This window comes from Chryseobacterium sp. PMSZPI, assembly GCF_002835665.1.
Classification (GTDB): Bacteria; Bacteroidota; Bacteroidia; order Flavobacteriales; family Weeksellaceae; genus Chryseobacterium.
Window position 1 is genome coordinate 53,297 of sequence record NZ_PIZV01000060.1, and the last position, 23,233, is coordinate 76,529.

The window sequence follows — 23,233 nt, forward strand, 5'->3', positions numbered from 1 at the left end:
ACTAATGAAATTCTTTAATTCCAGCACAAATTTTGAGTCAGTTCTTAAAAAATATTTTTCTTTTAAGAACGAAACCCTTTCTTTAGAGCCATTTGCAGAGTTTTTAGAGAGTGTTAAAAGGGCGGATTTTACCGATGTGCTCAATTTTCTCAGAAGCAATCCGAATTTTGCTGAGAACTTTAAACATTACATTCATAATATTTTTAAAGACAGGCCTTTCAACCTATCCTTAACGGAAGCGAATATTCTTTCTGAAAATGCCTTCTTTCCTGAACTCAAAAAGAGAATCCTGAATAAGGTTCTTCCCCCTGTTGAGAACGAGAAGACGGTATGGTACATGATCGATAACGTCAGTATGAGGCCGAAAAAGGATTTAAAATATTTACATAACCTTCCTGAAAATGAGATTGATGAGTTCCTGTCTATTATAGGAGCCTCCGATTTTATTATTAAACCCAATGTGAAGAAAGAGCTTATTTTCTCAATGAACATTCTTTCATGGAGGGTAACGGGAATGGCCATGGAAGTAGAAGTGGTGAGAATGGCTCCACAATACCGAAACCTGGATAATCCATTTCTGGCGCTTCAAAATGAATTGGAAACATTAGCAGATGATCTGGTAAAAGATCCGGAGCTGCAACTTCATTCTAAAGACAGTCGATATAAACAGATCAAAATTTATGCTGAGCAATGCCTTGAGTTTGTTAATATAGCCTTTAAAAACTCAGCAAAATATGGTATTTCGGGAAAAATCAATCAATCGTTGTTGAAGATCCGTCAGCAGACTAAAAGGATTTATGAAATCGTACAGTTATTGGTGATTGACACGGATGAAGATGTGTTGGTTAAGTCCAAACAATTGGTCTTTAATATATTGAGTTATAAGTCTCATAAAAATAATATTGCAGACCTGATCAATGATAGTACAAGATTAATTTCCCATCTTATTACCAACCATACTGCAGAAGCGGGAACCCATTATATTACTTCTACGAGGAAAGAATATATGACCATGTTCTATAAAGCCAGTGGTGGTGGGATTATTGTAGGAGCACTTTGCGTATTGAAAATGCTTTACGGTTATATTCCGGGAAGTGATTTTTCCCATGCATTTTTGTATTCGATGAATTATGCGATGGGATTTGTGATGATTTATCTGATGGGATTTACGTTGGCAACAAAGCAGCCGGCGATGACTGCTGCAACAATGACTAAAGTCTTATCCGAGGAAGGAAACAGTAAAAGAAATAATACCGAATTTGCTCATCTTGTATCCAAGTTATTCCGAAGCCAGTTTATTGCTTTTGTAGGAAATGTATTGCTTGCTTTTCCGATAGCATTAGCTATTATTTATGGTTTGGATGTCTTTTTTTCACAGAATCTTGCTGTTGAAAGATCAGATAAATTATTAAAGGATCTGGACCCTTTTAAATCCAAAGCGATTCTGCATGCGAGTATTGCCGGTTTCTATCTGTTCATTTCAGGGATTATTTCAGGGAATATCGGAAACAATTCCGTGTTTTATCAGATTCCGGAAAGGATCGCGAAAAACTTATCTATCAGAAATTTCTTTGGGAAAAAATTTGCAAAAGGATTATCTAAATATTATGCTAAAAACTGGCCGGGAATTATCTCTAATTTTTGGTTCGGGGTTTTCTTGGGGGCAACTGCTCCGGTAGGGATGTTTTTCGGTCTCGATTTAGACATCAGGCACATTACCTTTGCCGCAGGAAACTTCGCTTTAGGCCTTTACGGAAAAGACTTTTCTGTAGATTCTTATACCTTCTGGATTTCTTTTTTTACGGTCTTTTTAATAGGGTTCTTTAACTTTCTGGTAAGTTTCAGTTTGTCTATGTTCCTTGCGTTTAGATCAAGAAAGATGAACTTCGGACAGGTAAGTGAGATCTATAAAGAAATTTTCAGGTATTTCGTAAAGCATCCGCTGAAATTCTTCCTGCCATTAAGTTCAGGATTGGACAAAAAAGCAGATGACCTGATGAGCAGTACGATTTCCAATAAATCGGAAGAGCACTGATCAGGTTTAATAATATAAATAACAAAAAAGCAGACTGCCTTTAAGACAGTCTGCTTTTTTGTTATCCTGCTGCAACAGTTTATTATGGTCTACAATCAGTAATAAGACATAATGTAGGAAATGATCCCGACAGTATACTGGTCGGTCTCCATCGCTGATTTGTTTTAGTTTTTTGTACAGTAAGTGCTTTTTTTATGATAATTTGATTTTATTTATAGACTCTGAGTATGTCAATTATCCTTGGGATATTTTATTTTTTTAACAGTTCAATATGCTTTTCCAATTCAGAAAAAGGAGCATAGCCTTGTTCAATAATGGTATATTTTCCATCTTTTTCAACCAGCATTGTTGGGAAAGATTGGGCGTATTGCGCAGCTTTATGAAAGTTGTGCAGAGTAACCTGTTTCATTTCTTCTGAATGAAAAGCCTCTAAAAATCGTTGTGGATCAATACTCAAATTTTCACAAATCTCAAGGTAGGTAGCATCAAGATTGAGATCCTTTCCCCAATAATATCTTGCTTTTTGTACAGCAACCATGAAGGGAACCGTTTGTTCAGGAGCAATTGTTTTTACTGAAACCATCGCTCTGGATGGAATTTCACTATCCAATACAATTTCTTGCTTTAACAACTCAAAATAACCTTCACCAAATGTTATTCCCGTACGTTCTGCTACAGCTTCATCATGTTTAAGAAAGAAATTAACCATCTGCGGTGATTGTTTTCTAACATTAGAGCCAGTCCACATTCCGCCGGAAAGGATTTCAAAATCCAAATCGTTTTTGTACTGGTTGTATAGTTTTAACATGTTGTCGGAATTACCGAAGCACCATCCGCAAAGGGGATCCATGATATATATAATTCTCATTTTTTTGTTTTTAGATGTGTTTTGAGCTTAATATAAGTAAATTCAAAGCTCATATTGTTAACCTGAGTTCGTGACAAAATTGTTTGTCAGTATTCCATTCATTTATATTATTACAACGCAATGCTCGCAAAGATTTTTTTTAGATCCTTATGTTTTTAAGATCGCAAAGGCGTTTCACTCAGCAATGAAGCTGAGAATATCTTCGCTAAATGAAATGCATTTGCGAACGTTTTTTTTTCAAGTTTGATTAAAAAACTCTTGTGATCCTGACGTTAAAATTCTTGCAATTCTATTTCATCGCATCTACAACTGTTTTGCTGTCTACGAATTGTTCAAATTTTACGATTTTACCGTCTTTCAGATGCCAGATATGAGCAACGCGGGCAGAAAAGGGCTTCATAGTTACTTTATAGGTTCCGGTATAAGTTCCAAAAGCAACTACCTTATCACCCTCAGCAACATAATTTTCCGGTGTGAACTTATAATCAATCCATTCGCTTCCCAAACGGCTGAAAACGTTTTTGGTAATTTCTTCCAATCCTACATAGGTTCCAGCATAAGGAAAGCCTTTAGCTTCTGTCCATTGAACATCATCTGCAACATGACTAGCCAGTGCTTTTCCGTTTTCTTCAGATGTTTTTCCTTCGTATGTACTTTTTACAATTTCTAAATTGGTCATTGTTATATTCTTTTTTATTGAACAGCCTGATAGCAGAAGTACGGCCATCAGACTGTAAATGATGGATTTCATAAGTTTGGGATTACCACTTCATTTCTCCGGTATTCACCTTTGCTCCAAGCTGAAGCGCTGTTTCAAAAGTCAAATTAGGATATTTAGCTTTGATAGCTTTTACCAAAGCTTCAGAGGTTGTATTGGTTTTCAAAGCCTCTTCATAAAACTGAATATATTCTTTAGTGTGTTGTACAGACGTTAAATCTGCAGCATCAGTTGATTTGCCATGAGCAGGAATAACAATGGAAGGGTGTAATGAGGCTATTTTATCTAATACTTTAATCCACTGGGCACGGGATTCGGCAGTTTGTGCATCAGCCATCCAAAGGTTGAAGGTATTTCCGAATACGTTGATACCACCTACCACAGCTTTTGCAGAAGGAATATACATGAATGTTCTTGCAGGGAACTCCTCTAACCCTATAACTTCAAGTTTTTCACCTTCCAATTCAAGGCTGCTTCCTTTTAATACTTGTGGTAATACAATATTGCTGGTTACTGCTGAACCTAACTGACCACCCCAAACATCAAGTTTCTTCTGTGCTGTTCTGGCAATTTCTTCCACCACTTTAGGCGTTGCATAAGCAGTTACTCCTGGAAAATGTTTTTTGAAAACTTCCAATCCGAAATAAAAATCAGGATCATTGTGGGAAACATAGATAGCCTTTAAATTCTTTCCCAAATCTTTAATTTTCTGAGCAACTGTTTCTGCATCTGCCAGAGTAAACTGGGCATCTACTAAAATAGCATCCGTTTGTCCTGAAACAATAACAGAAGCTACCCCGAAACTGTTTTCTGAAGCGTTATAAACATCTAATGTAAATTTTCCTGCTTCTAATGTTTTGAAATTTTGTGCTTGTGTTGACATATTAAATAATGTTATGAATGTTAATACTGTTGTTTTTACTAATGATTTCATCTCTGTTAATTTTATGAATACAAAATTATGGCCGTTGATTTTGCTAAACATTGAACAAGTTCAATAAATATCTTTCTGATTGATAGGACAAAGTTCTCAATACTTATCGGTTTAAGTATTGAACAAGTTCAATAAATGAAAATAGAAGGATTTGAGTTTGGAGTAGGGAATAGATTAAAAACCTGGAGAAAGAGGGTATTAATATTTAGTTGTTTTGAAAAACATGAAAAATAGAAGAGATATTATTTTCCTTTGGTTGTTTTTCGTCTGATTTTACTTAAAAATTCATGACTGATTCCAAGATAGGCAGCCACCTGTAAATTCGTAAGTCTTTGATTAAGGGATGGATATTTCTCAATAAAATCCAGATAACGCTGGTCAGCAGTTTTACTGAGATTATCAATCATTCTGCGCTGCAAGGCACTGTGAGTTTTTTGGGTCATGATTCGGAAAAGTTCCTCTACAAAAGGGAAATTTTCATAAGCAAAATCCTTGTCTTTTTTTGAAATAATAAGAACCTCACTATCTTCAATGGCCTCTATAAAAAGTTGTGAGGGACTTTCATTGGCAAAACTGTCGATATCCGTAAGCCACCAGTCTTCCATTCCAAAATAGAGAATCTGTTCTGTTCCTTTTACATCAATATGGTATACTTTGAAAAGCCCTTTGGTAATGAACGCTTCAAACCTGCAAACTTCACCTTCTCGCAGTAAAAACTCCTTTTTTTTGATGGTTTTTGAAGTAAATAAATTACAAAACTCCGAAATATCTGTTTGAGAGTTTGAAATGTGACGAGAAATATTAAGATGCAGGGCTTCAATCATTGGGAATGTGTTTGGTGAGCAGAATGATACAAAAATATTAAAATAATATTGATGAAAGTATTGAGTTTATACCTTGATAAGATTTTTATTCCTCAATACATTCAAATTAAAGGATTTGCAAATCATCAAACTTATCCTCGCCAAATTTATCCTGAAACTTTTTCAGATAAAAGCTTTTGCGCATTTTAAAATCATGTTTCAATAATGGAGAGTCTATTTTAATAAGGATACATTTATTTTCAATATTAACACTTCTTACTTCATTGAAAAGGCTTTCATCAAGATAATCTTCAAGAAAATCTTTAATGTCAAAAGCTACAAGTTTATCTTCAAAGCCATAGATTCTGGCAAAAGATTTTACCAATTCAGAGGACTGATATTCGCGTTTTTTCTTCTTCATAATCGGAGTTCACGTGCGTGATTTGAGTTTGTAAAGAGGTTGGTTACCAGTGGTTGTTATAGTTTTGAGTTTGAAAGTTAAGGTTTAAAGTTTTAATAATGTGAAATGGGATGCGAAGGTAATCATTTCATCATAAACCACTAAGAAAAATGGGCGATAAAATGTATTAAGTTTGGTTAAAACTGATAGTTTTTAATATTTTGGGCCAGCATTCACACGGATTTTGCCGGTTACCTGGATAATGATTAGGAAGAAAACTTAAACAATATAATTACACTTCAAAAATAATACTTTCTTCATTGATTTTTTTTACAACACTTTCCGTACGCTCTCGATGCGTATCTGTAATGAAAATCTGTCCAAAACTTTCTCTGTTGACCAGTTCGATCAGCTGAGAAACACGGATGTCATCAAGTTTATCGAATATATCATCCAGCAAAAGAATAGGTGTTTTTTTCGTTAATTCTTTAACAAGGCTCATTTGGGCAAGTTTAAGTGAAATAAGGAAAGATTTCTGTTGCCCTTGAGATCCCACTTTTTTAATTAAAACATGATCCATTTCAAAAAGAAGGTCATCCTTATGAATTCCTTTTGAAGTATACGTAAGCATACGGTCTCTTTCAAGACTGTCTTTTAAAAGTTCTTCAAAAGAATTCTCCAATAAATGAGACTCATAGATGACTGAAACCGTTTCTTTTCCCCCTGAAATAATTTGATAGAAATTCTGAACAATAGGATTTAATTGCTCTACAAATTCTTTTCTTTTCTTAAAAATCTTGGTCCCGAATCTGATAATAGGATCATCATAAATTTCCAGTGAATCCTTATCCCAGGTTCTGTTTTTAGCAAAATATTTCAGCAAGGCATTTCTCTGCTGAATTGTCTTTTGATATTGTATCAGGTCAAAAAGATATTCGGAATCGGTTTGAGAAATCATCGCATCCAAAAACTTTCGTCTGCTTTCTCCCGAGTCGGAAATCAAATTGGAATCATATGGTGAAATCATTACACTAGGCAAATAGCCAATATGATCAGCAAGTCTGTCGTAGCTTTTATCGTTTTTTTTAATGACCTTTTTAGCTTCCTTAGGTTGAGAAATTCTGATGATGTCTTCACTTTCTTCGTTCTGAATTTCTGCATCAATTGTGAAAAAATCTTCCTCTCTTTTGATGTTGTTAAGGTCTGTATTTCCCAAAAAACTTTTTCCTACCGACAGATAATGAAGAGCGTCCAGAATATTGGTTTTTCCAACACCGTTATTGCCTACAAAACAGTTGATCTGTGGGGAAAATTCAAATTTTTTCTCTGAATGGTTTTTGAAATTGTAAAGGGAAAGCTTCTTGATAATCATTCGTCAAAAATACTCCATTATTAGTAAAAATAAAAAAGGAAGTGCTGAACAAGTTTCCACTCCAAAAGAGAAATAGCTGTCATCTCTTTTATTTTCAGCGAAATAAATGAAAATATAAGTGATAATGCTGGATAAAAAAAATGAACCTGCATAAAGAGGTTTAAGGTGAAAAATCCCAATAAGGCTGCTCATAAGAACCAAAGCATAAGCAATGTATTTGGTATTCTGGACTCCGATTAACATAGGGAAAGTTTTTACCATATCACTGTTCATATCCCGGATATCAAAAGGAAGCACCAAGGCGGTGATAAAGAAAAAACTGATCAGGAAAATCGGAAGATTAAATTCCGGAAGGGTCAGCCAGCAATTGACAAGTGCCCAAACTAATCCTACGTAAAATACCTTTAAAAGAGGAATTTTACGAATATAAACATCCAAAAAGAAACTGTTGTACAATAATCCTAACACCACAATGATAAACCATTTTAAAAGTCTTATTTCATTGTGATTGTGAATGATTAAAAGCGCACATATAACTCCTGCAACAGCATTTAGAATCAATATTTTAAAAAAATGTCTGGTATATTGGTACTTAGTATAAAGATAACCGCTGAAATAGGTGATAAAAATAAAAAGAACAGTAGGGAAACGGAATGTGTTTTGCTCCTTCATAAAAAATACTGCAAAAAGAGTCCCCATTAAGGATACATAAATCTGACTGTCTATAACGGATTTTTTCAGTATTTTTAAGATGTTCATTTATCAAAATTAATATATATGAAAAGATTTTCCAAGATATTTATGCTTTTGCTTGTAATGCTAAGCTTTTCAAAGGCTTTTGCGCAGAAATACTATGATGACCAGTGGAAGAAAATCGCTGAAAATAGTAAGAAAGGAGCGTATAAATCTAATCTTCCCATTATTTTAGACATAGAAAACCAAGCAATGAAAGAAAACAATGCCCTCCAGCTGATCCGTTCCCTAAAGGCGGAATTCAGTATTGTAAATCAGACTATAGACGATGACCAGAATGATGCCGCTTCAAAATTCTTTAGTAAACTTCAGGGAACAGAAGCTAAATTGAAGGGGAATGAAAAACTGGTATACAAAGTTTTGTTAAGCGGATTTTTCCTGGATTATTATAACCAAAATTCGTGGAAAATTAATGGAAGAACCAATATCAACTCACAGGATTTGTCACAAATCGAAACCTGGAGCAAACTTGATTTTAAAAACTATTTAACTCAAAGTTATAAAGAGCTGGATCAACAAAAACCGGAAATGAAAAAAGTTTCCCTGGAAAAATATAAAGTTATATTTTCCGGAACTAAGGATATTGCCTATTTCCCAACTTTATTTGATTGGTACGCTCTTAAAAAAGTTGCTTTTTTATCGGATAACGGACTTTTTACAAAGAATGAACTTACAGAAAATCGTACTACAATCAATGTCATTTTTGATGAACTGATTGCTCAGAATAACGGAAATCCAAAGCTGTATTTCATGAAAGAGAAATTGGATGAAAACTGTAATTTTAAACAATGCAAAGATAAACTGGAACAGCTTCAGAACCTTGCGAAATCCAGTGTAGAAGGCGACTATAAGGTGATCATCATGGAAAGTATCATGAGTGAACTTATCGCCAAAAAGAAAATAAAAGAGGCTCTCGCTATTGCCGCGCAAGCAAAAAGCCAATATCCGAAATCTTCTTTTATTGATAATATTAAAAATAAAGAAAATCAAATCACCAATCCACTACTGAATATTAAATATGAACAACAGACTCAAAGTAATTTACCTATTCACTTTGTTGCAGAATATAAAAATCTTCCGGAATTTTCTCTAAATATCTATGAAGTAAAAGATGATCTTACATCCTTCCTGCAGTATGTCCAGAATTCATATGCTGATACTTTCAGTAAGGTGAAAAAGAATTTGGTAAGAAAAGAAACATATCAGCTTTCTGATGCCAAAGATTATGAAGTTCATAAGACATCCCTGGAGATTAAACCACTTCCTTCAGGAATTTATGTTGTAGAATATGCTGTAGCCGGCACGGAGCCGGACAAAGATTCCAGACAGAATTTTTACTTTTTGGTTTCAGGAAACAGAATTATTTATCAGACAAAAACCGATAATAATCCGTTTTCCAATGAGTTAAAATTAGTCAATAGCGAAAACGGTAAAACAATGGCTAACGAAACTCTTACATTTTATGAATTTGTTTCCAATAATACGCTGAATAAGATTGAAGGCAAAACAGATGCAAAAGGAATCTTTAAGTTTCCTTCTACTGCGAGTAACGAATACTACAGAACTTTTCTTATTCAGCAGCCGAAGAACAACGATTTCCAAATTATGCAGGTATATGGAAGCAGAGGAGATGTGGAAGATTATAATCCTAATAAAGAAAGCCGTACAAACGCTCAGATTTTTACAGACAGAGCCATCTATCGTCCGGGGCAAACCGTATATTTCAAGGTTATTAATACCAAAATAAATAAAGAAATAGAATCTGTGCTTTCAGGAGTAAAGCAAAAAATAACTTTATTGGATGCCAATAGTCAGGAAGTGACTTCTCAAAACTTTACCACCAATGAATTTGGTTCTTATCACGGCAGTTTTATTCTTCCCAAAGGAAATCTTAACGGGGTATTTTATCTGAGAACAGACGGAGAGCCTCAAGGTTATAAAGATATCAGAGTAGAAGAATATAAGAGACCAAAGTTTGAAGTAACTTTCGATCCCGTAAAAGACGAATACAAATACGGGCAAACTATAGAATTGAAAGGAAAAGCAATGATGTTTTCCGGTGTTGCACTGAGTAATTCTACCGTTAATTACGAAATTAAAAAACACAATATCCGATGGAGGTATTTCTGGTGGTACCCACAAGGTGATGATAATGAGAATTCAATCCTGGGAGAAACCAAAACTAATGAAAAAGGAGAATTTGTTATCCGTCTGGACCTTAAAAAAGATGAAAAGTTAGAAGGAATTCAAATTGATAATTATGAAATCAATGCTTCGGTTACAGATATCAATGGGGAAACACAGTCTGCCAATACACAACTGAAAGTGGCCTCCGTTTCTCATTATATAAAAGCGGATGATATTAAAAATACTTTTAGTGATGAAAATGTAAAATTAAAAGTAGAAACAAAGAATTATAACGAACAAGCCGTTAAAAAATCCTATCAGGTTAAGTTGTCAAAACTTGCGGCTCCTGACAGAATTTTCAGAGATAATTTTAAAACAGCAATTCAAAACCTTCCAAAATACTCCAAAGAAGAATTTGTGAGCAAATTCCCACATGATTTATTTGATAAAAATGATGATATCAAGAACTGGAAAACCTCTTCTGTCATTCTGAATGGAGTAACAAGAAGCGAAGAATCTCTTGATCTGGGAAAACTGGACGCAGGAGAGTATCAGTTGGAACTATTTAATATAGAAGGAAAAGATACGATAAAATCTTCTCAAAACTTTAGTGTTTGGGATAAAGCTTCTTTGAAATCTACTCAAAAAACATTCCTGACGGTTATTGCTCCAAAAGATGAAGTGACAAGAGGAGAGAAAGCGAAAATATATGTGTACTCTGCTATCCCTGATGCACTGGTAAATGTATTTGTTCAGAATGGATCAGGAAAGACAATTTCAGAAACTCATCCATTGAAAAAAGGAGTATTAGAATATATGGTAGATGTACCAAAAGATAAAAGTGTATCGGATTTGAATCTTCAATTCCAGTTGGTGTCATTCAATGATGTGAACACCCAGTCCGTCAACTTAAAAATAAAAGATACGGAACGTCCTTTAAAAATTGAAACCATTACTTTCAGAGATAAAATGGAGCCTAATTCAAAAGAAAAATGGACCGTGAAAGTAACAGGTAATGACAAAGAAAAGGTAAATGCAGAAGTATTGGCTAATATGTATGATATGTCTCTGGATCAATTTGCTGCCAATAACTTCGGCTGGAATAAATTGTATGTGCCTTACAGTATTATTACATCTTATGATATGAGAGATTATCTATTGCAAAAAAGCTATCAAAAAAGACAACCTTATTTTAATAGAGTTTATGTGAATGTTCCATATTTTAATTGGCTTGATGGAAGATTTGGTGATATGAATGATACTGACGGAGATGGAATTTATGATACAGAGGATGCTTGTCCTACCGTTCCTGGATTACCCCAATATAAAGGTTGCCCTAAGCCTTTAAATGCAATTGCAGATGAGGCTGTAAGTTATGGAACTATGAGGAGAGCAAAAGTGGCTGCAGTGGCTGCGCCAATGGCAAAAGAGGAAGTCTTAGTAGCTGATGCTGCCGGAGCAGCTAATCAAGCAGAACAAAAGGAATCTCTGGAAAAAGTCCCTGTACGTCAAAATCTGAACGAAACCGCATTCTTTTATCCTAATCTGAAAACAGATGCAGAAGGAAACGTAAGTTTTGAGTTTACTTCCCCTGAAGCCCTTACAAAATGGAAGCTGATGTTCCTTGCTCACACAAAAGATGCCAGAGCAGCAACCTTGGAAAAAGAAGTGGTAACACAGAAAGAATTCTCTGTAACGCCTAATTATCCAAGATTCTTGAGAGAAGGTGATGAATTGAATTTACAGTCAAAGCTATCCAACCTTACCGCTAAGAAAATGAGTGGTTCTGCTGAGTTACAGATTTTGGATGCTTTCACCAATGAGAATATTTCTTCAAAATTCGGAATAGCTTCAGGAGTACAAAATTTCAATTTGAATGAAAACGGGAACAATGCACTAACATGGAAATTGAAAGTTCCTAATAACGTTTCTTCCATCATTATAAAAATAGTAGCAAAAGCAGGAGCGTACTCTGATGGAGAACAACAGGCTATTGCGGTGTTGCCAAACAGAATGCTGGTTACAGATGCCGTTCCGGTTTTTGTAAAAGAAGGAGAAACGAAGACTTTTGTATTGGATAATCTTAAAAATACAAATTCTACAACCGCTTCTAATGTTTCCAATACATTGGAATTAACGACAAACCCGATTTGGGAAATTATGTTTGCGCTTCCAAGTTTGAAAAATGATCAGAACAATTCTGCTGATGTTATTTTCAATAAATGGTTTGCAGACGTATTGGCTTCTGAAATATTTAAAGCCAATCCAAAAATGAAAACAATCTTTGAGGAATACCAGAACAAAGGATTGTTAAATTCCAACCTTGAAAAGAATCAGGAGTTAAAACAATTATTGTTGGAAGAAACTCCTTGGGTGTTGCAGAGTAAAAATGAAGGCGAACAAATGCAAAAACTGGCATTATTGTTTGACGTGAATACGATGAGAAACTCGATCAAACAGGATTGGGATGATTTGAAAAAACTTCAAAACCCTGATGGAGGATTTTCTTGGTATGCCGGGTATCCAAGTTCTTACGGAACTTCATTGTATATCCTTAAAAATCTTGGGAAACTTAATACTTGGCTGAAAGGAAATGTAAACGATTATCAAAGTTCAGAACAAAAAGATATAGTAGCAAAATTGATTCAGTATGTTGATAATGAAATCAGCAAATATGCGGATATGCAAAAAGAAAATATCTGGAGCAACTGGGCGCTGGATTATCTCGATACCCGAAATTATTGGGAAAAACAATATCCATTAAAAGGAAAAGGAGAGACATTAAAATCTTTGGTAAAGCAAAAAGCAAAAACGGCTAAAATCACAGATTTCACATTCTTCGGACTTCACCGTGCTGCATTGCTGATGAATGATTACGGATTGAAAGACGTATCGGATAAACTGATGACCTATCTGAAAGAAACTTCTACCGATACAAAAACGCAAGGTGTTTACTGGAAGCAAAACTTAAATGATTGGGGTTGGTTTGGTTCAAAAGTAGTAAACCATGCCGGAGCATTGGAAGCGTTCAATACATTGAAATCTAATGATCAGCAATTTATAGAAGATATGAAGATCTGGCTGGTTACTCAAAAAGAAGTAAACTCCTGGGGAAGTTCAAGAAGTACTTCAGAAGTGATATTTACCATTTTAAATTCAGGAAAATCATGGACAAGTCCTGAAAGTGATAAAGCTACCATCATTTGGGGTGGAAAAGAATTGGTACCTCAGACACAGGCTACAGGATATGTAAAATCTGCAGTGAAAACAGATGCTATCGATAAAAATCTGGCAACCGTTACCGTTACAAAACCGGGACCGGGAATTGTTCAGGGAGGACTGTTCTGGCAGTATTATGAAGATCTTGATAAAATTAAATCTTCCGAAAATTATATTTCTGTAACAAAAGAATTGTATAAAAAGGTAAAAACCGTAAACGGAGAAGAACTTCAGAAAATTACGACAGAAACTCCATTGAAAGTAGGAGATAAAGTAACCGTAAGAATGATCCTGAATACAGACCGAGCTATGGAATTCATTCATATTAAAGACATGCGTGCAGCAGGATTTGAACCCATAGATGCACTATCAGGATATCAATGGAAAAATAATTTAGGATATTATCAGTCAACAAAAGATGCCTCTACCAATTTCTATATCCAGTCTATGCCGAAAGGAAAGTATGTGTTTGAATATGATGTGGTTGCTAATGCATCCGGAAAGTTCTCAAATGGGATTACCACCATGCAGAATTATTATGCTCCGCAAATGAATGCCCACACAAAAGGAAGCAGTGTTCAAATTTTGGAATGATTTTTGGCTATAAGGAAATAATTAAAATTTTAAACCAAATAAAATGAAATTTTCAAAAACTTTAATTACAGGATTGGTATTGATGGCTGGGGTAAGTGCTTTCGCTCAAAAGAAAGCTGAAAAGTTTGAAAAACTACAGATTGAAATGTTCCCAAAGGCTAAAGATGGATATAAACAAGTATATATTCAACTTCCGATAGCAAAAAATGAAAATGACTTAAAAGTTGAGGTTTTCGCGGGAATTGAAAAAATGTTAGACTGCAATAATTACTCTTTAATGGGAGAAATGAAAAGTCAGGATCTTCAAGGATGGGGATATAACTATTATGAAGTAGAATCAAAAGGAGAAACAGCAGGTACATTAATGGCTTGCCCGGGACAGAAGCTTTCTAAGAAGTTTGTTACTCTTAAACCGGAAATCGTAAGATATAACAGTAAATTACCATTGGTATTTTACGTTCCAAAAGACGTTGAAGTACGTTACAGAGTTTTACGTCCGGACACTGCAATGAAAAAAGCAGTTCAGAAATAAAATTTGCAAGCTTATTATAACCAGAAAACTCCTCACAGCAATGTGGGGAGTTTTCGTTTTTATAACATTCTTTTACCGTAATAGATCGCAAGGTTTTTTGAAGATATTCATCCTTTTTAAGATCGCCAAGGTGTTTCACTCAGCAATGAAGCCGTAAATATCTTAGCTGAATGAAATACCTTTGCGAACAAAGTTATTTTCAATATAGATCAAAACCTTTTGCGATCCGAGCGTTAAAAGAATCAGAATTTCATTAACCCGAACTCAAATTAATCATAATATTTGTTCTAAGTTTTCTTTGAAATTTTTCAGTTCAGAATTTTTAAATGCCTTTGTATTCTATGAAAAAGATCCTTAAAAGAAGAGAACTAAAAGTGGAGTTAAAATTTTTTTCATTTTTTTTTAGTTTTTAATTAACTTTTAAACGGTTTTGATAAGACTTTATTTCAAAGACTTTTATACTTAAACAGATTTTAAACTTATTTTAGATTCAAGGTTTTGTTAAATTATCCTTGAGTATTTTAACATTTTTTGCATTATATTTGTTATAAACATAAACCATGAAAGACAATTTATTGATTTTTGCGTTTGGTTTTCTTGTGTTCCCCGCTTTGAGCTGGGCACAATCTGCGCCGGATTTTAAAGAACTTTTAGATAGTGCAATGGTTCGGGACTCGAACCTCAAAATGCAAATCACCCAAAATAAACTTACCGATCTTGACGAACATAAGCTGAAAGATATCTTTCTTCCTACTTTGGAAGTGAGTGGTAAAGTAGGCTATGTTAACGGAACTGCAAGATTGACGTCTCCGGAAATTAATCTGGCTCCATTCATCAATATTCCGGAAGGAAGCTTCAATAATAACTTTAATGTATCCGGATTTTCAGGACTGGCAAAAGCAGATGCCAAAATGCTTGTCTATTCCGGAGGGAAAGTAAAATATCTTAAAAAAGCAGTTGAAGAAAAGAAAAAGTCGGAAGATATTTTGTTGGAAAAAACAAGAGATGAGGTTATTGCCAGCATTTCTAAAGCCTATGATCAATTGGCTTTGATCCATCAATCTAAAAAAGTACTGGATGAAAGTACCAGAAGATTGGATATCAACAAAAAAACAGCAGATAAAGCTTTAGGTTATGGTTTGATTACCCCTTATGATCACAAAAAAATTGAACTGGCACAAGCTACTTTAAATGCAAAAGTGGTAGAGTATGAAGGTAAAAAAGAACTCCTGCTTACCCAACTTTATATTTTAACAGGTATCAATAAAGAACGTCTTAGAATGATCGACCCTGTTTTATCTCCCGTAGAATTGCTTGCTGCTGAAAAGGGAATCGAACAAAGAGCTGAAATCAGGGCGTTGGAACATGGGATTTCTGCAGCGGACTATAAAATAAAAGCAGAAAAAACATGGATGATTCCAAAAGTACAGTTGATGGCTTCTGCCTATTATATCGGATTATATGGAAACCGTATCAAAAGTTCGGAAAATATAATTCCGGCTGTTCCGGTATTAGGTTACGAAGGTAGAAAATTGGACTGGAGTCCTAATAATATCAATGTATTTCCACTGATTACCGCTGGAGTTGGTTTTAAATGGGAAATTTTTGATGGAAAAGAAGGAAAACATGCAGAGGAAACAGCCAAAGTCGGAAAAGAAGTGTTGCAAAATCAGAAAGAAGATGCACTGAAAAAGCTTACTTTAAATTTGGCCAATAATCAAACGAATTATGATATTGCAAGCGCACAAATTACTTTAAAAGCTAAAGAAAAAGAGTTGGCAAAAAATGCATTGGTACAAGCCGAGAAAGAATTCAGATACGGAATGAGTAAGTCATCACAACTTATCGATGCCGAAAATGATCTGGAAGCTGCTGAACTTGAATATCAAAATGCAATTTTCAACCAAAGAAGAGCGGGAATAGAGCTGATGAGGTCCACTCAGGAATTGGATATCACCAAATTTTATTTAATCCCTTAAAAATTAAAATGATGCATAAAAATATATCTATACTTTTTGCTGCTCTATTATTGTTAGGGAGCTGTGACAAAAAAAACGAAAAAGTAAAGGAACCGGAAGGAAAAACTAAAAAAGACGTTATTTCTTTTGCTCCGAAAGTTACCGGGAGAATATTAAAAATATATGTTTCTGAAGGTCAGACTGTAAAAAAAGGGGATACCCTGGCACAGCTTGATGTTCCGGAAGTTTCTGCAAAAATAGCTCAGGCACAAGGCGCTGTGAATGCTGCTGCAGCCCAGGAACAAATGGCTAAAAATGGAGCTACAGCAGATCAATTGAGACAGCTTCAGGCAAAATATAAAGGACTGAAAGAGCAATATGATTTTGCTCAAAAATCCTATAGAAGAGCCAATAATATGTTTCGTGACAGCTTAATGTCTCCACAGGCTCATGATGAAGTCTATGCAAAGCTTCAGGGTGCCAAAGCCCAATATGATGCTGTGGTAGCAGAATTGGACGATGTGAAAAGAGGAACCCGTTTTGAAAAAGTAGAAATGGCAGCAGGACAGGCATCCCAAGCTAAAGGAGCATTGCAGGAAGCTAATGTAGCTTATTCTGAAAGATACATTATTGCGACCAATAATATGGAAATAGAAACCATCAGCCTGAATACAGGAGAACTAGCAACAGCTGGTTTTGCACTATTCAATGGATATATTCCCGAGAGTACGTATTTCAGATTTACCATTCCTGAAAGTGCGATTTCAAAATATAAAAAAGGACAGGAAGTGCAGATGCAGGTAGTGTACAACAAAGAAGAGCTGACAGGTAACATTGTCTACATCAAGCAGCTGACAAAGTATGCTGATATTACTACTGCATATCCGGACTATCAGCTACAGGACGCTATCTATGAAATTAAAGTGAAACCAAAAGATATGAATAAGGCTAAAAACATTTTAGTCAATGCAAATGTGATCCTGAAATAATAATGAGATTGTCATTCTGAACGAAATAAAATGTAGTGAAGAATCTTAATGAGATTTTCTAAGTCTGTATAAGAATGATAAAACTGGATTATTGAACTTTTCAATTTTCCTATCCGGCATAAAAAATAAAAGTAAAGTAAACAGATGAAAGAATTTTTCCGCCTTTTAGCACGCGAGTTCAAACTTTTTATTGGCAATTCTACCTTAAGGACGGTGTTCTTTGTGGCACCTATTTTTTATGCAACCTTATTGGGATTTGTCTATAAAAGCGGAAAAGTGGAAAATACACCTGTTTTGGTTATCGACAGAGATAATACTCCTCTGTCTAATCAGTTGACCGAAATGCTGGATGATAATAAGAGTATTAAAATTATTAAATATCTACAGGAACCTCTGAGTATTAAAGATGAAGTGATACGACATGAAGCAGCAGCTGTAGTCATTATTCCTTCGAGATTTGAAGGAGATATGCTTCAGAAAAAATACCCTGAACTGAATGTTTACATCAATACAGGAAATGTTTTAACTGCTAATTTTGCCTCCAAAGCACTTCAGCTTACCATAGGAACCTTTTCTGCCGGAGCTTCCATTAAAGCATTGCAAAAAGCAGGAATGCCAGCTGCAAAAGCAGCTACTCAATATGAGCCGTTCAAAGCCAATTATATTACGCTTTTCAATACAACAGGGAACTATCTTATCTTTATGTGGCCGGCTATGTTGGCTGTGGTGTTGCAACAGGTCATTTTATTAGCAATGGCCGTAAGTTTTGCCGCAGAGTTTGAAAGAGGCTCTTTTGTGAAAGAATATCTGAAAATGAAAAAATGGGCATTTCCAACAATGCTGATTAAGGTAATTCCGATCTGGGTATTTTCTATTCTTATCGTGAGTGTATATTATTTTATGCACATGATTTTTAGAGTGCCAATGCCGGAAGGAATACTTAATTTTATTCTTCTTACGGCTGTTTTCGTAGGTTCTGTATCATTCCTTGGGGTATTTATCAGTATCTTAATTCCTGATGCGTTGAAAGCGACCCAGATTCTTATGGTAATTGCTTCACCTGCTTTTATCATCAGTGGTTTTACATGGCCTTTAAGCGCAATGCCTGCTTTCGTTCAGTTTATTGCGAATATTATTCCATTAACGCCTTTTCTGCAAGCCTTCAAAATTCTATTAATTCAAAAAGGATCTGTAGAACTTACTTTTCCTTATCTAAAACATCTAAGTATTCTTTTGGTAGTATATGCTATTTTAGGATGGATTGCTTTAAAAATTAAGCTTTGGTTTATATTTAAAAAATCAACTTCACAGGAAATTATAGCAGAAGGTACTTCTCAGAATGACGTCGAATAGGTTTTGTGACTAGTTGGTCATAGTTGACTGAAGGTTGCTGGTTTAAAACGTTCAATCTTTGAACCCGATTAACCTGAACTGTTGCACTTAATGTCAATCAATAACAACCTCTAACTTACCCCTCCTCATTTCCTTTTTTTCAACCAATTATTAAAATCAAAAGAAAAAACTAATATATTTGTCTGTAGTTAATTAGATAAATTATGGAAAATGTATTTGATGCAAAAGATGCTCAAAACTATATTGATAGAATAAATAACCTGGTAGAAGATACACATGGTTTATGGGGAAAAATGACGGTTGACCAGATGTTGGCACATTGTAGTATCACTTATGAAATGGTTTTTGAACCTGAAAAACATAAGAAACCGGGAGCTATTGCAAAATTCATTTTAAAAACATTTGTGAAACCTAAAGTTGTGGGAGAAAAAGCGTATCCAAGAGATTCCCCTACAGCGCCTCAGTTTTTGGTTTCAGGAAGAAAGAATTTTCATGAAGAAAAGACAAGATTAATAGGCTTTATTCAAAAGACTCAACAATTGGGAGCGGATGCTTTTGATGGAAAAGAATCTTTTTCTTTCGGAAAATTAAATGCCCAGGAATGGAATAATATGTTTGCAAAACATTTGAATCACCATTTAGCACAATTTGGTGTTTAAAAATACCTTTATGAAAAAACTTTTATTACTCTTTATCTTGACTGCCAATTTCGTTTTTGGGCAGATGCCGGATATTTCAAATGTATGGATGAACAACAGTAAACCTTACATTGGAACGATTGGTAACAAAGGACAGGAATTGAAACTTAAGATCAATACTTCCGAACAGAATAAAAAAAACGATCAGGAATATTTTATTTCCGGATATTCTCTTGTGGATAATAACTATGCCAAATTTGAAGGCAAAATAGTGGTGTCAAAATATAAGGATGCCAGAAAGCGCGGTAGAATATTTGGGGAGTACGAATTGTCTGAAGAAAACAAAGGAAAGCATTCCGGTACCTTTAAAGGGAAATTTGTTTACGATTTTAAATGGAACAGAAAAACCGAACAAATCGAGGAACAGAATCTTGAACTTACAGGAGATTGGAAAAGCTATGACGGGACTTTAGACTTTAAGACTCATTTAAAAAACCAATAAATAATTGAATAAGAAGTTCAGCTTTTAATCCCGACTTTTTTAATTTAGAAACGATATATGAAATTAGGAGCATTCTCTATCAGCTTAAGTGTAAAAGATCTTCAGAAATCTAAAGACTTTTACGAAAAATTAGGCTTTACAACGATGGCAGGAAATACAGCACAGAATTATCTGATCATGAAAAACGGATCTACTTTAATAGGTCTTTTTCAGGCCATGTTCGATGGGAATATGCTTACGTTCAACCCGGGATGGAATGAAAATGCAGAAAACCTTGATGCTTTTGATGATGTACGTACTATTCAAAGGCATTTAAAAGAAAATGGAGTGGAGATTGATAAAGAAGCTGATGAAACTACTTCAGGCCCCGAACATATTTATTTGAAGGATCCTGACGGAAATATGATTTTAATAGACCAGCACAGGTAGTTCAGACTGAAAGTTATCAGGAGGAATATATCTATATCATCAACAAAACATATTAAACTTAACTTATAAAAACATGGCATCAGTAAACGTTTATTTGACATTTAATGGAAACTGTAGAGAAGCATTTGATTTCTATAAATCAGTTTTTGGAGGAGAATATCCTTATATCGGAACTTTTGGAGAAATGCCTCCAATGGAAGGGAAAGAAATGAGTGACGAAGATAAAAACAAAATTATGCACGTTAGTCTTCCAATTTCTAAAGAAACCGTATTAATGGGAAGTGATACCGGAGGAGAATGGGCACCTCATTTCAAAGAAGGAAATAATTTTGCTGTTTCTATCAATGCAGACTCAAAAGAAGAAGCCGGAAAATTATTTAATGGTCTTTCTGCGGGCGGGCAGGTAACTATGCCAATGGAAGATACATTCTGGGGAGCTTATTTTGGAATGTTTACTGATAAATTCGGTATCAACTGGATGGTAAACTATGATGACCCTGCAAAGATGCAACAACATCCATAAGGTCACTATCTTTATCCGAAATAAATATAATTAAAATCTACCGGCAGTTATTTTGCCGGTTTTTTATTGTAATCTACTGTATTAATCAGGATAGAAGCTAGGAGCTGGAAGAGGGAAGTTGTGAAGACTATAAATAATAAAACCCGTTGTGCGTTTTGAGCTAAAATCGACTGAGTCGGGGTAAGGAAATCCGGTAAAAGGGCCGGAAGCTGGAAGAAAGAAGCTGGAAGTTACTTTCAATTATAATGACTGATATCCTATGGCATCACTCATTTTTGCCTTAAGACCGATAAAAAAGACAAGTCGCCATTCTCTATGGCCTTCATTACGCCCAGTTTCCAGCTCCCGGCTTCAAAATCACTTTACTCCGAGCTGACATTAAAATATCAAAATGCACAACGGGTATAATAAACTATTTTATCTTGTTTATATCATATTAATTTTACAGAGTCTTTCAATACTTATAACTACAAGTAACTTCCAGCCTCCTTCCTCCATCTTCCAGCGTTTAACCTTAGTTCTTTACCCCGAACTCTGATAAGTCTAAAAACACTTTAAACCAGTTGATTAAATATTGTTTGCTATTATTGATTTAAAATATTAATTTTGTTTAAAACGATAGATAATAGTAATTAATGAAAATGAGAAAGGTGTTTACGAAGTTGGTTTTCACAACATTGAGCTTAGGGTCTGTTTTAACGTTTGCACAGAAAAGTGATCTGGGTGCCTGGTATATGTATTTTGGAAATAATAAGATCAGTAAGAAGCTGAACTTGCATAATGAGATCCAATACCGGAATTTTGATGCGATTGGAGATTTGGAACAGCTTTTAATTCGTACCGGAATAGGGTATGACCTGACAGAAAACAATAATAATGTATTATTAGGATACGGTTTTATTCTAAGCCAACCTTATGTAAAGGAAGAAAAAAAAGAAAACATTGAACATCGAATCTTTCAGCAATATATTACAAAACAGAAGTTTGGACGTTTTAACCTTCAGCATCGTTATCGTTTAGAAGAACGCTTTCTTGAAGATGATTTCAGAATGAGATTCCGTTATATGTTAGGAGTGAATATCCCGATTACCCAAAAGGAAATGTTACCAAAAACTCTTTATGCATCAGTATACAATGAGATTTTCCTACATTTCAATAGTCCGGTTTTTGACCGAAACAGGGTGTATGGAGCTTTAGGGTATGTCATCAATAAAAATATGAGGATAGAAGCGGGATATATGAATCAGATTCAGGAGAATAAAAACAGAGGACAGATTCAGATTGGTTTTTATAACAATATCCCATTTACTAAAAATTAAAAATGACCGTTTCTGCTGAATGCTCTGATGAGATTGAAAAACAGTTAATTTGTATCATGAGAGATTAATTATAACAAAAAATAAAAACAAACACATATGCATTCAGGAAAAAGATTCGGAGCGCGCGAGTTCATGAAATGGACGAGACGCAGTATTTATGTTTTAACGATATTTTCAGCCATTCCTACCGTACTATACTTTTTGGGTTGGAAATTTCTTTCTATTCCCTGGCAGCCGATTGCGATCTTGGGAACTGCTGTAGCTTTTATAGTTGGATTTAAAAATAACGCAAGCTATAGCCGACTTTGGGAAGCCAGACAGATTTATGGAGCAATAATTAATGATAGCCGAAGTTTTGGATATATTGTAAGAGATGCTTTAGCCGGAAAGAATCCCGGAAAGGTAAAAGAAATGTTTCTTCGTCATTATGCATGGCTTACAGCACTTCGTTTTCAGCTTCGGGAGCCAAGGGCCTGGGAGAACATGGGGACGGCTCAATTTGATGAGTATTCAAAGAAATATGATATCCCGGAAAGACTGTCCCGCCTGGACGAAGAGTTGAAGAAATACCTTTCAGAAGATGAACGTCAATATATTCTAAGTAAGAAAAATAGAGCGACGCAGCTCGTAGCAAACCAGAGTAAAGAATTGTCCGAAGCTTACGAAAAAGGAGAAATTAATGATTTTCAATGGACGCAAATCAATCAGCAATTGGTAAAATTTACGGATAATCAAGGAAAAGCAGAAAGGATTAAAAATTTTCCTTATCCGAGAAACTTTTCTTCCATTACAACCTATTTGCTGTTATTATTTATTCTTTTTGTACCCTTTGGATTAATAAAAGAGCTTGATAAATTAGGAGATGGGACCGCATTAGAAGGCTGGACCTTATGGTTCAATATTCCTTTTTCATTATTGGTAACCTGGTGTTTTCATACATTGGATAGCGTAGGAGAGGCTTCCGTAAACCCTTTTGAAGGAAGCCCAAATGATGTGCCTATTACCCAGATCAGCCGCACCATTGAAATTGATATGAGGGATATGTTGGATGAATCTGATCTTCCACCAGCGATTATTCCCAAAAATAATATTGTGCTTTAACAAGAAGTAAAAGATTAGGATATCGACCTGCTTTATCTATAAAATTTGTAAGGTTTTAATCCAAAA

Annotated in this window: 19 protein-coding genes; 12 read left to right on the forward strand and 7 right to left on the reverse strand. The window is 34.9% G+C overall.

The window, feature by feature from the left end; all coding sequences use genetic code 11:
• The first annotated feature begins 4 nt into the window (after window positions 1-4).
• A complete protein-coding gene (locus CW752_RS12170; protein WP_101239979.1) occupies window positions 5-2,035 on the forward strand; it encodes a recombinase in 2,031 nt (676 codons plus the stop codon).
• 250 nt (window positions 2,036-2,285) lie between these two features.
• Here the strand turns inward: CW752_RS12170 and CW752_RS12175 are convergent, their stop codons facing one another.
• The 7 genes from CW752_RS12175 to CW752_RS12205 all read right to left on the reverse strand — a co-directional run bounded on the left by CW752_RS12175 (window position 2,286) and on the right by CW752_RS12205 (window position 7,889).
• Window positions 2,286-2,903, reverse strand: coding sequence for a DsbA family protein (locus tag CW752_RS12175; RefSeq protein WP_228401739.1), 618 nt, complete (start codon window positions 2,901-2,903; stop codon window positions 2,286-2,288).
• Window positions 2,904-3,192: 289 nt separating this feature from the next.
• Window positions 3,193-3,582 (reverse strand): nuclear transport factor 2 family protein, encoded by a 390-nt coding sequence (locus CW752_RS12180; protein WP_101239981.1) that lies wholly within the window; start codon window positions 3,580-3,582, stop codon window positions 3,193-3,195.
• A gap of 82 nt (window positions 3,583-3,664) precedes the next feature.
• Complete coding sequence (locus tag CW752_RS12185; protein WP_101239982.1) at window positions 3,665-4,555, reverse strand: MBL fold metallo-hydrolase; 891 nt, start codon at window positions 4,553-4,555, stop codon at window positions 3,665-3,667.
• A gap of 242 nt (window positions 4,556-4,797) precedes the next feature.
• Window positions 4,798-5,379: a Crp/Fnr family transcriptional regulator gene (locus CW752_RS12190; protein WP_101239983.1), complete on the reverse strand. Its 582-nt coding sequence runs from the start codon at window positions 5,377-5,379 to the stop codon at window positions 4,798-4,800.
• Window positions 5,380-5,485: 106 nt separating this feature from the next.
• Window positions 5,486-5,779 (reverse strand): hypothetical protein, encoded by a 294-nt coding sequence (locus tag CW752_RS12195; protein ID WP_101239984.1) that lies wholly within the window; start codon window positions 5,777-5,779, stop codon window positions 5,486-5,488.
• 271 nt (window positions 5,780-6,050) lie between these two features.
• Window positions 6,051-7,130: a DNA replication/repair protein RecF gene (recF, locus tag CW752_RS12200; protein ID WP_101239985.1), complete on the reverse strand. Its 1,080-nt coding sequence runs from the start codon at window positions 7,128-7,130 to the stop codon at window positions 6,051-6,053.
• A 3-nt stretch (window positions 7,131-7,133) separates the two neighbouring features.
• Window positions 7,134-7,889 carry a hypothetical protein gene (locus tag CW752_RS12205; RefSeq protein WP_101239986.1) on the reverse strand — a complete coding sequence of 252 codons (756 nt, stop codon included), beginning with the start codon at window positions 7,887-7,889 and terminating at the stop codon, window positions 7,134-7,136.
• An 18-nt stretch (window positions 7,890-7,907) separates the two neighbouring features.
• On the opposite strand from CW752_RS12205, the gene CW752_RS12210 reads away from it, so the two are divergent.
• The 11 genes from CW752_RS12210 to CW752_RS12260 all read left to right on the forward strand — a co-directional run bounded on the left by CW752_RS12210 (window position 7,908) and on the right by CW752_RS12260 (window position 23,167).
• A complete protein-coding gene (locus tag CW752_RS12210) occupies window positions 7,908-13,823 on the forward strand; it encodes an alpha-2-macroglobulin family protein (RefSeq protein WP_101239987.1) in 5,916 nt (1,971 codons plus the stop codon).
• 43 nt (window positions 13,824-13,866) lie between these two features.
• A complete protein-coding gene (eco, locus tag CW752_RS12215) occupies window positions 13,867-14,355 on the forward strand; it encodes a serine protease inhibitor ecotin (protein ID WP_101239988.1) in 489 nt (162 codons plus the stop codon).
• Between the two features lie 560 nt (window positions 14,356-14,915).
• On the forward strand, window positions 14,916-16,334 hold the full coding sequence (locus CW752_RS12220) for a TolC family protein (protein WP_185117625.1): 1,419 nt from the start codon (window positions 14,916-14,918) through the stop codon (window positions 16,332-16,334).
• An 11-nt stretch (window positions 16,335-16,345) separates the two neighbouring features.
• Complete coding sequence (locus tag CW752_RS12225; RefSeq protein ID WP_101239989.1) at window positions 16,346-17,302, forward strand: HlyD family secretion protein; 957 nt, start codon at window positions 16,346-16,348, stop codon at window positions 17,300-17,302.
• Between the two features lie 144 nt (window positions 17,303-17,446).
• A complete protein-coding gene (locus CW752_RS12230) occupies window positions 17,447-18,655 on the forward strand; it encodes an ABC transporter permease (protein WP_101239990.1) in 1,209 nt (402 codons plus the stop codon).
• Window positions 18,656-18,858: 203 nt separating this feature from the next.
• Complete coding sequence (locus CW752_RS12235) at window positions 18,859-19,314, forward strand: DUF1569 domain-containing protein (RefSeq protein ID WP_101239991.1); 456 nt, start codon at window positions 18,859-18,861, stop codon at window positions 19,312-19,314.
• Between the two features lie 10 nt (window positions 19,315-19,324).
• On the forward strand, window positions 19,325-19,795 hold the full coding sequence (locus tag CW752_RS12240) for a hypothetical protein (RefSeq protein ID WP_101240015.1): 471 nt from the start codon (window positions 19,325-19,327) through the stop codon (window positions 19,793-19,795).
• Window positions 19,796-19,852: 57 nt separating this feature from the next.
• A complete protein-coding gene (locus CW752_RS12245; protein WP_101239992.1) occupies window positions 19,853-20,224 on the forward strand; it encodes a VOC family protein in 372 nt (123 codons plus the stop codon).
• Between the two features lie 73 nt (window positions 20,225-20,297).
• On the forward strand, window positions 20,298-20,747 hold the full coding sequence (locus CW752_RS12250) for a VOC family protein (protein WP_101239993.1): 450 nt from the start codon (window positions 20,298-20,300) through the stop codon (window positions 20,745-20,747).
• 641 nt (window positions 20,748-21,388) lie between these two features.
• Window positions 21,389-22,066, forward strand: a complete 678-nt coding sequence (locus CW752_RS12255) for a DUF2490 domain-containing protein (protein ID WP_101240016.1) — start codon at window positions 21,389-21,391, stop codon at window positions 22,064-22,066.
• Between the two features lie 96 nt (window positions 22,067-22,162).
• Window positions 22,163-23,167, forward strand: a complete 1,005-nt coding sequence (locus CW752_RS12260) for a bestrophin family protein (protein WP_101239994.1) — start codon at window positions 22,163-22,165, stop codon at window positions 23,165-23,167.
• Window positions 23,168-23,233 lie beyond the last annotated feature (66 nt).

Bases quoted from the DNA above. Each gene is read 5' to 3' on its own strand.
- CW752_RS12235 (WP_101239991.1), top strand. From the start codon at position 18,859: ATGGAAAATGTATTTGATGCAAAAGATGCTCAAAACTATATTGATAGA.
- CW752_RS12210 (WP_101239987.1), top strand. From the start codon at position 7,908: ATGAAAAGATTTTCCAAGATATTTATGCTTTTGCTTGTAATGCTAAGC.
- CW752_RS12260 (WP_101239994.1), top strand. From the start codon at position 22,163: ATGCATTCAGGAAAAAGATTCGGAGCGCGCGAGTTCATGAAATGGACG.
- CW752_RS12185 (WP_101239982.1), bottom strand. From the start codon at position 4,555: ATGAAATCATTAGTAAAAACAACAGTATTAACATTCATAACATTATTT.
- CW752_RS12175 (WP_228401739.1), bottom strand. From the start codon at position 2,903: ATGAGAATTATATATATCATGGATCCCCTTTGCGGATGGTGCTTCGGT.
- CW752_RS12245 (WP_101239992.1), top strand. From the start codon at position 19,853: ATGAAATTAGGAGCATTCTCTATCAGCTTAAGTGTAAAAGATCTTCAG.
- CW752_RS12170 (WP_101239979.1), top strand. From the start codon at position 5: ATGAAATTCTTTAATTCCAGCACAAATTTTGAGTCAGTTCTTAAAAAA.
- CW752_RS12255 (WP_101240016.1), top strand. From the start codon at position 21,389: ATGAGAAAGGTGTTTACGAAGTTGGTTTTCACAACATTGAGCTTAGGG.
- CW752_RS12220 (WP_185117625.1), top strand. From the start codon at position 14,916: ATGAAAGACAATTTATTGATTTTTGCGTTTGGTTTTCTTGTGTTCCCC.
- recF (WP_101239985.1), bottom strand. From the start codon at position 7,130: ATGATTATCAAGAAGCTTTCCCTTTACAATTTCAAAAACCATTCAGAG.
- CW752_RS12250 (WP_101239993.1), top strand. From the start codon at position 20,298: ATGGCATCAGTAAACGTTTATTTGACATTTAATGGAAACTGTAGAGAA.
- CW752_RS12190 (WP_101239983.1), bottom strand. From the start codon at position 5,379: ATGATTGAAGCCCTGCATCTTAATATTTCTCGTCACATTTCAAACTCT.
- CW752_RS12180 (WP_101239981.1), bottom strand. From the start codon at position 3,582: ATGACCAATTTAGAAATTGTAAAAAGTACATACGAAGGAAAAACATCT.
- CW752_RS12240 (WP_101240015.1), top strand. From the start codon at position 19,325: ATGAAAAAACTTTTATTACTCTTTATCTTGACTGCCAATTTCGTTTTT.
- CW752_RS12225 (WP_101239989.1), top strand. From the start codon at position 16,346: ATGCATAAAAATATATCTATACTTTTTGCTGCTCTATTATTGTTAGGG.
- CW752_RS12205 (WP_101239986.1), bottom strand. From the start codon at position 7,889: ATGAACATCTTAAAAATACTGAAAAAATCCGTTATAGACAGTCAGATT.
- CW752_RS12230 (WP_101239990.1), top strand. From the start codon at position 17,447: ATGAAAGAATTTTTCCGCCTTTTAGCACGCGAGTTCAAACTTTTTATT.
- CW752_RS12195 (WP_101239984.1), bottom strand. From the start codon at position 5,779: ATGAAGAAGAAAAAACGCGAATATCAGTCCTCTGAATTGGTAAAATCT.
- eco (WP_101239988.1), top strand. From the start codon at position 13,867: ATGAAATTTTCAAAAACTTTAATTACAGGATTGGTATTGATGGCTGGG.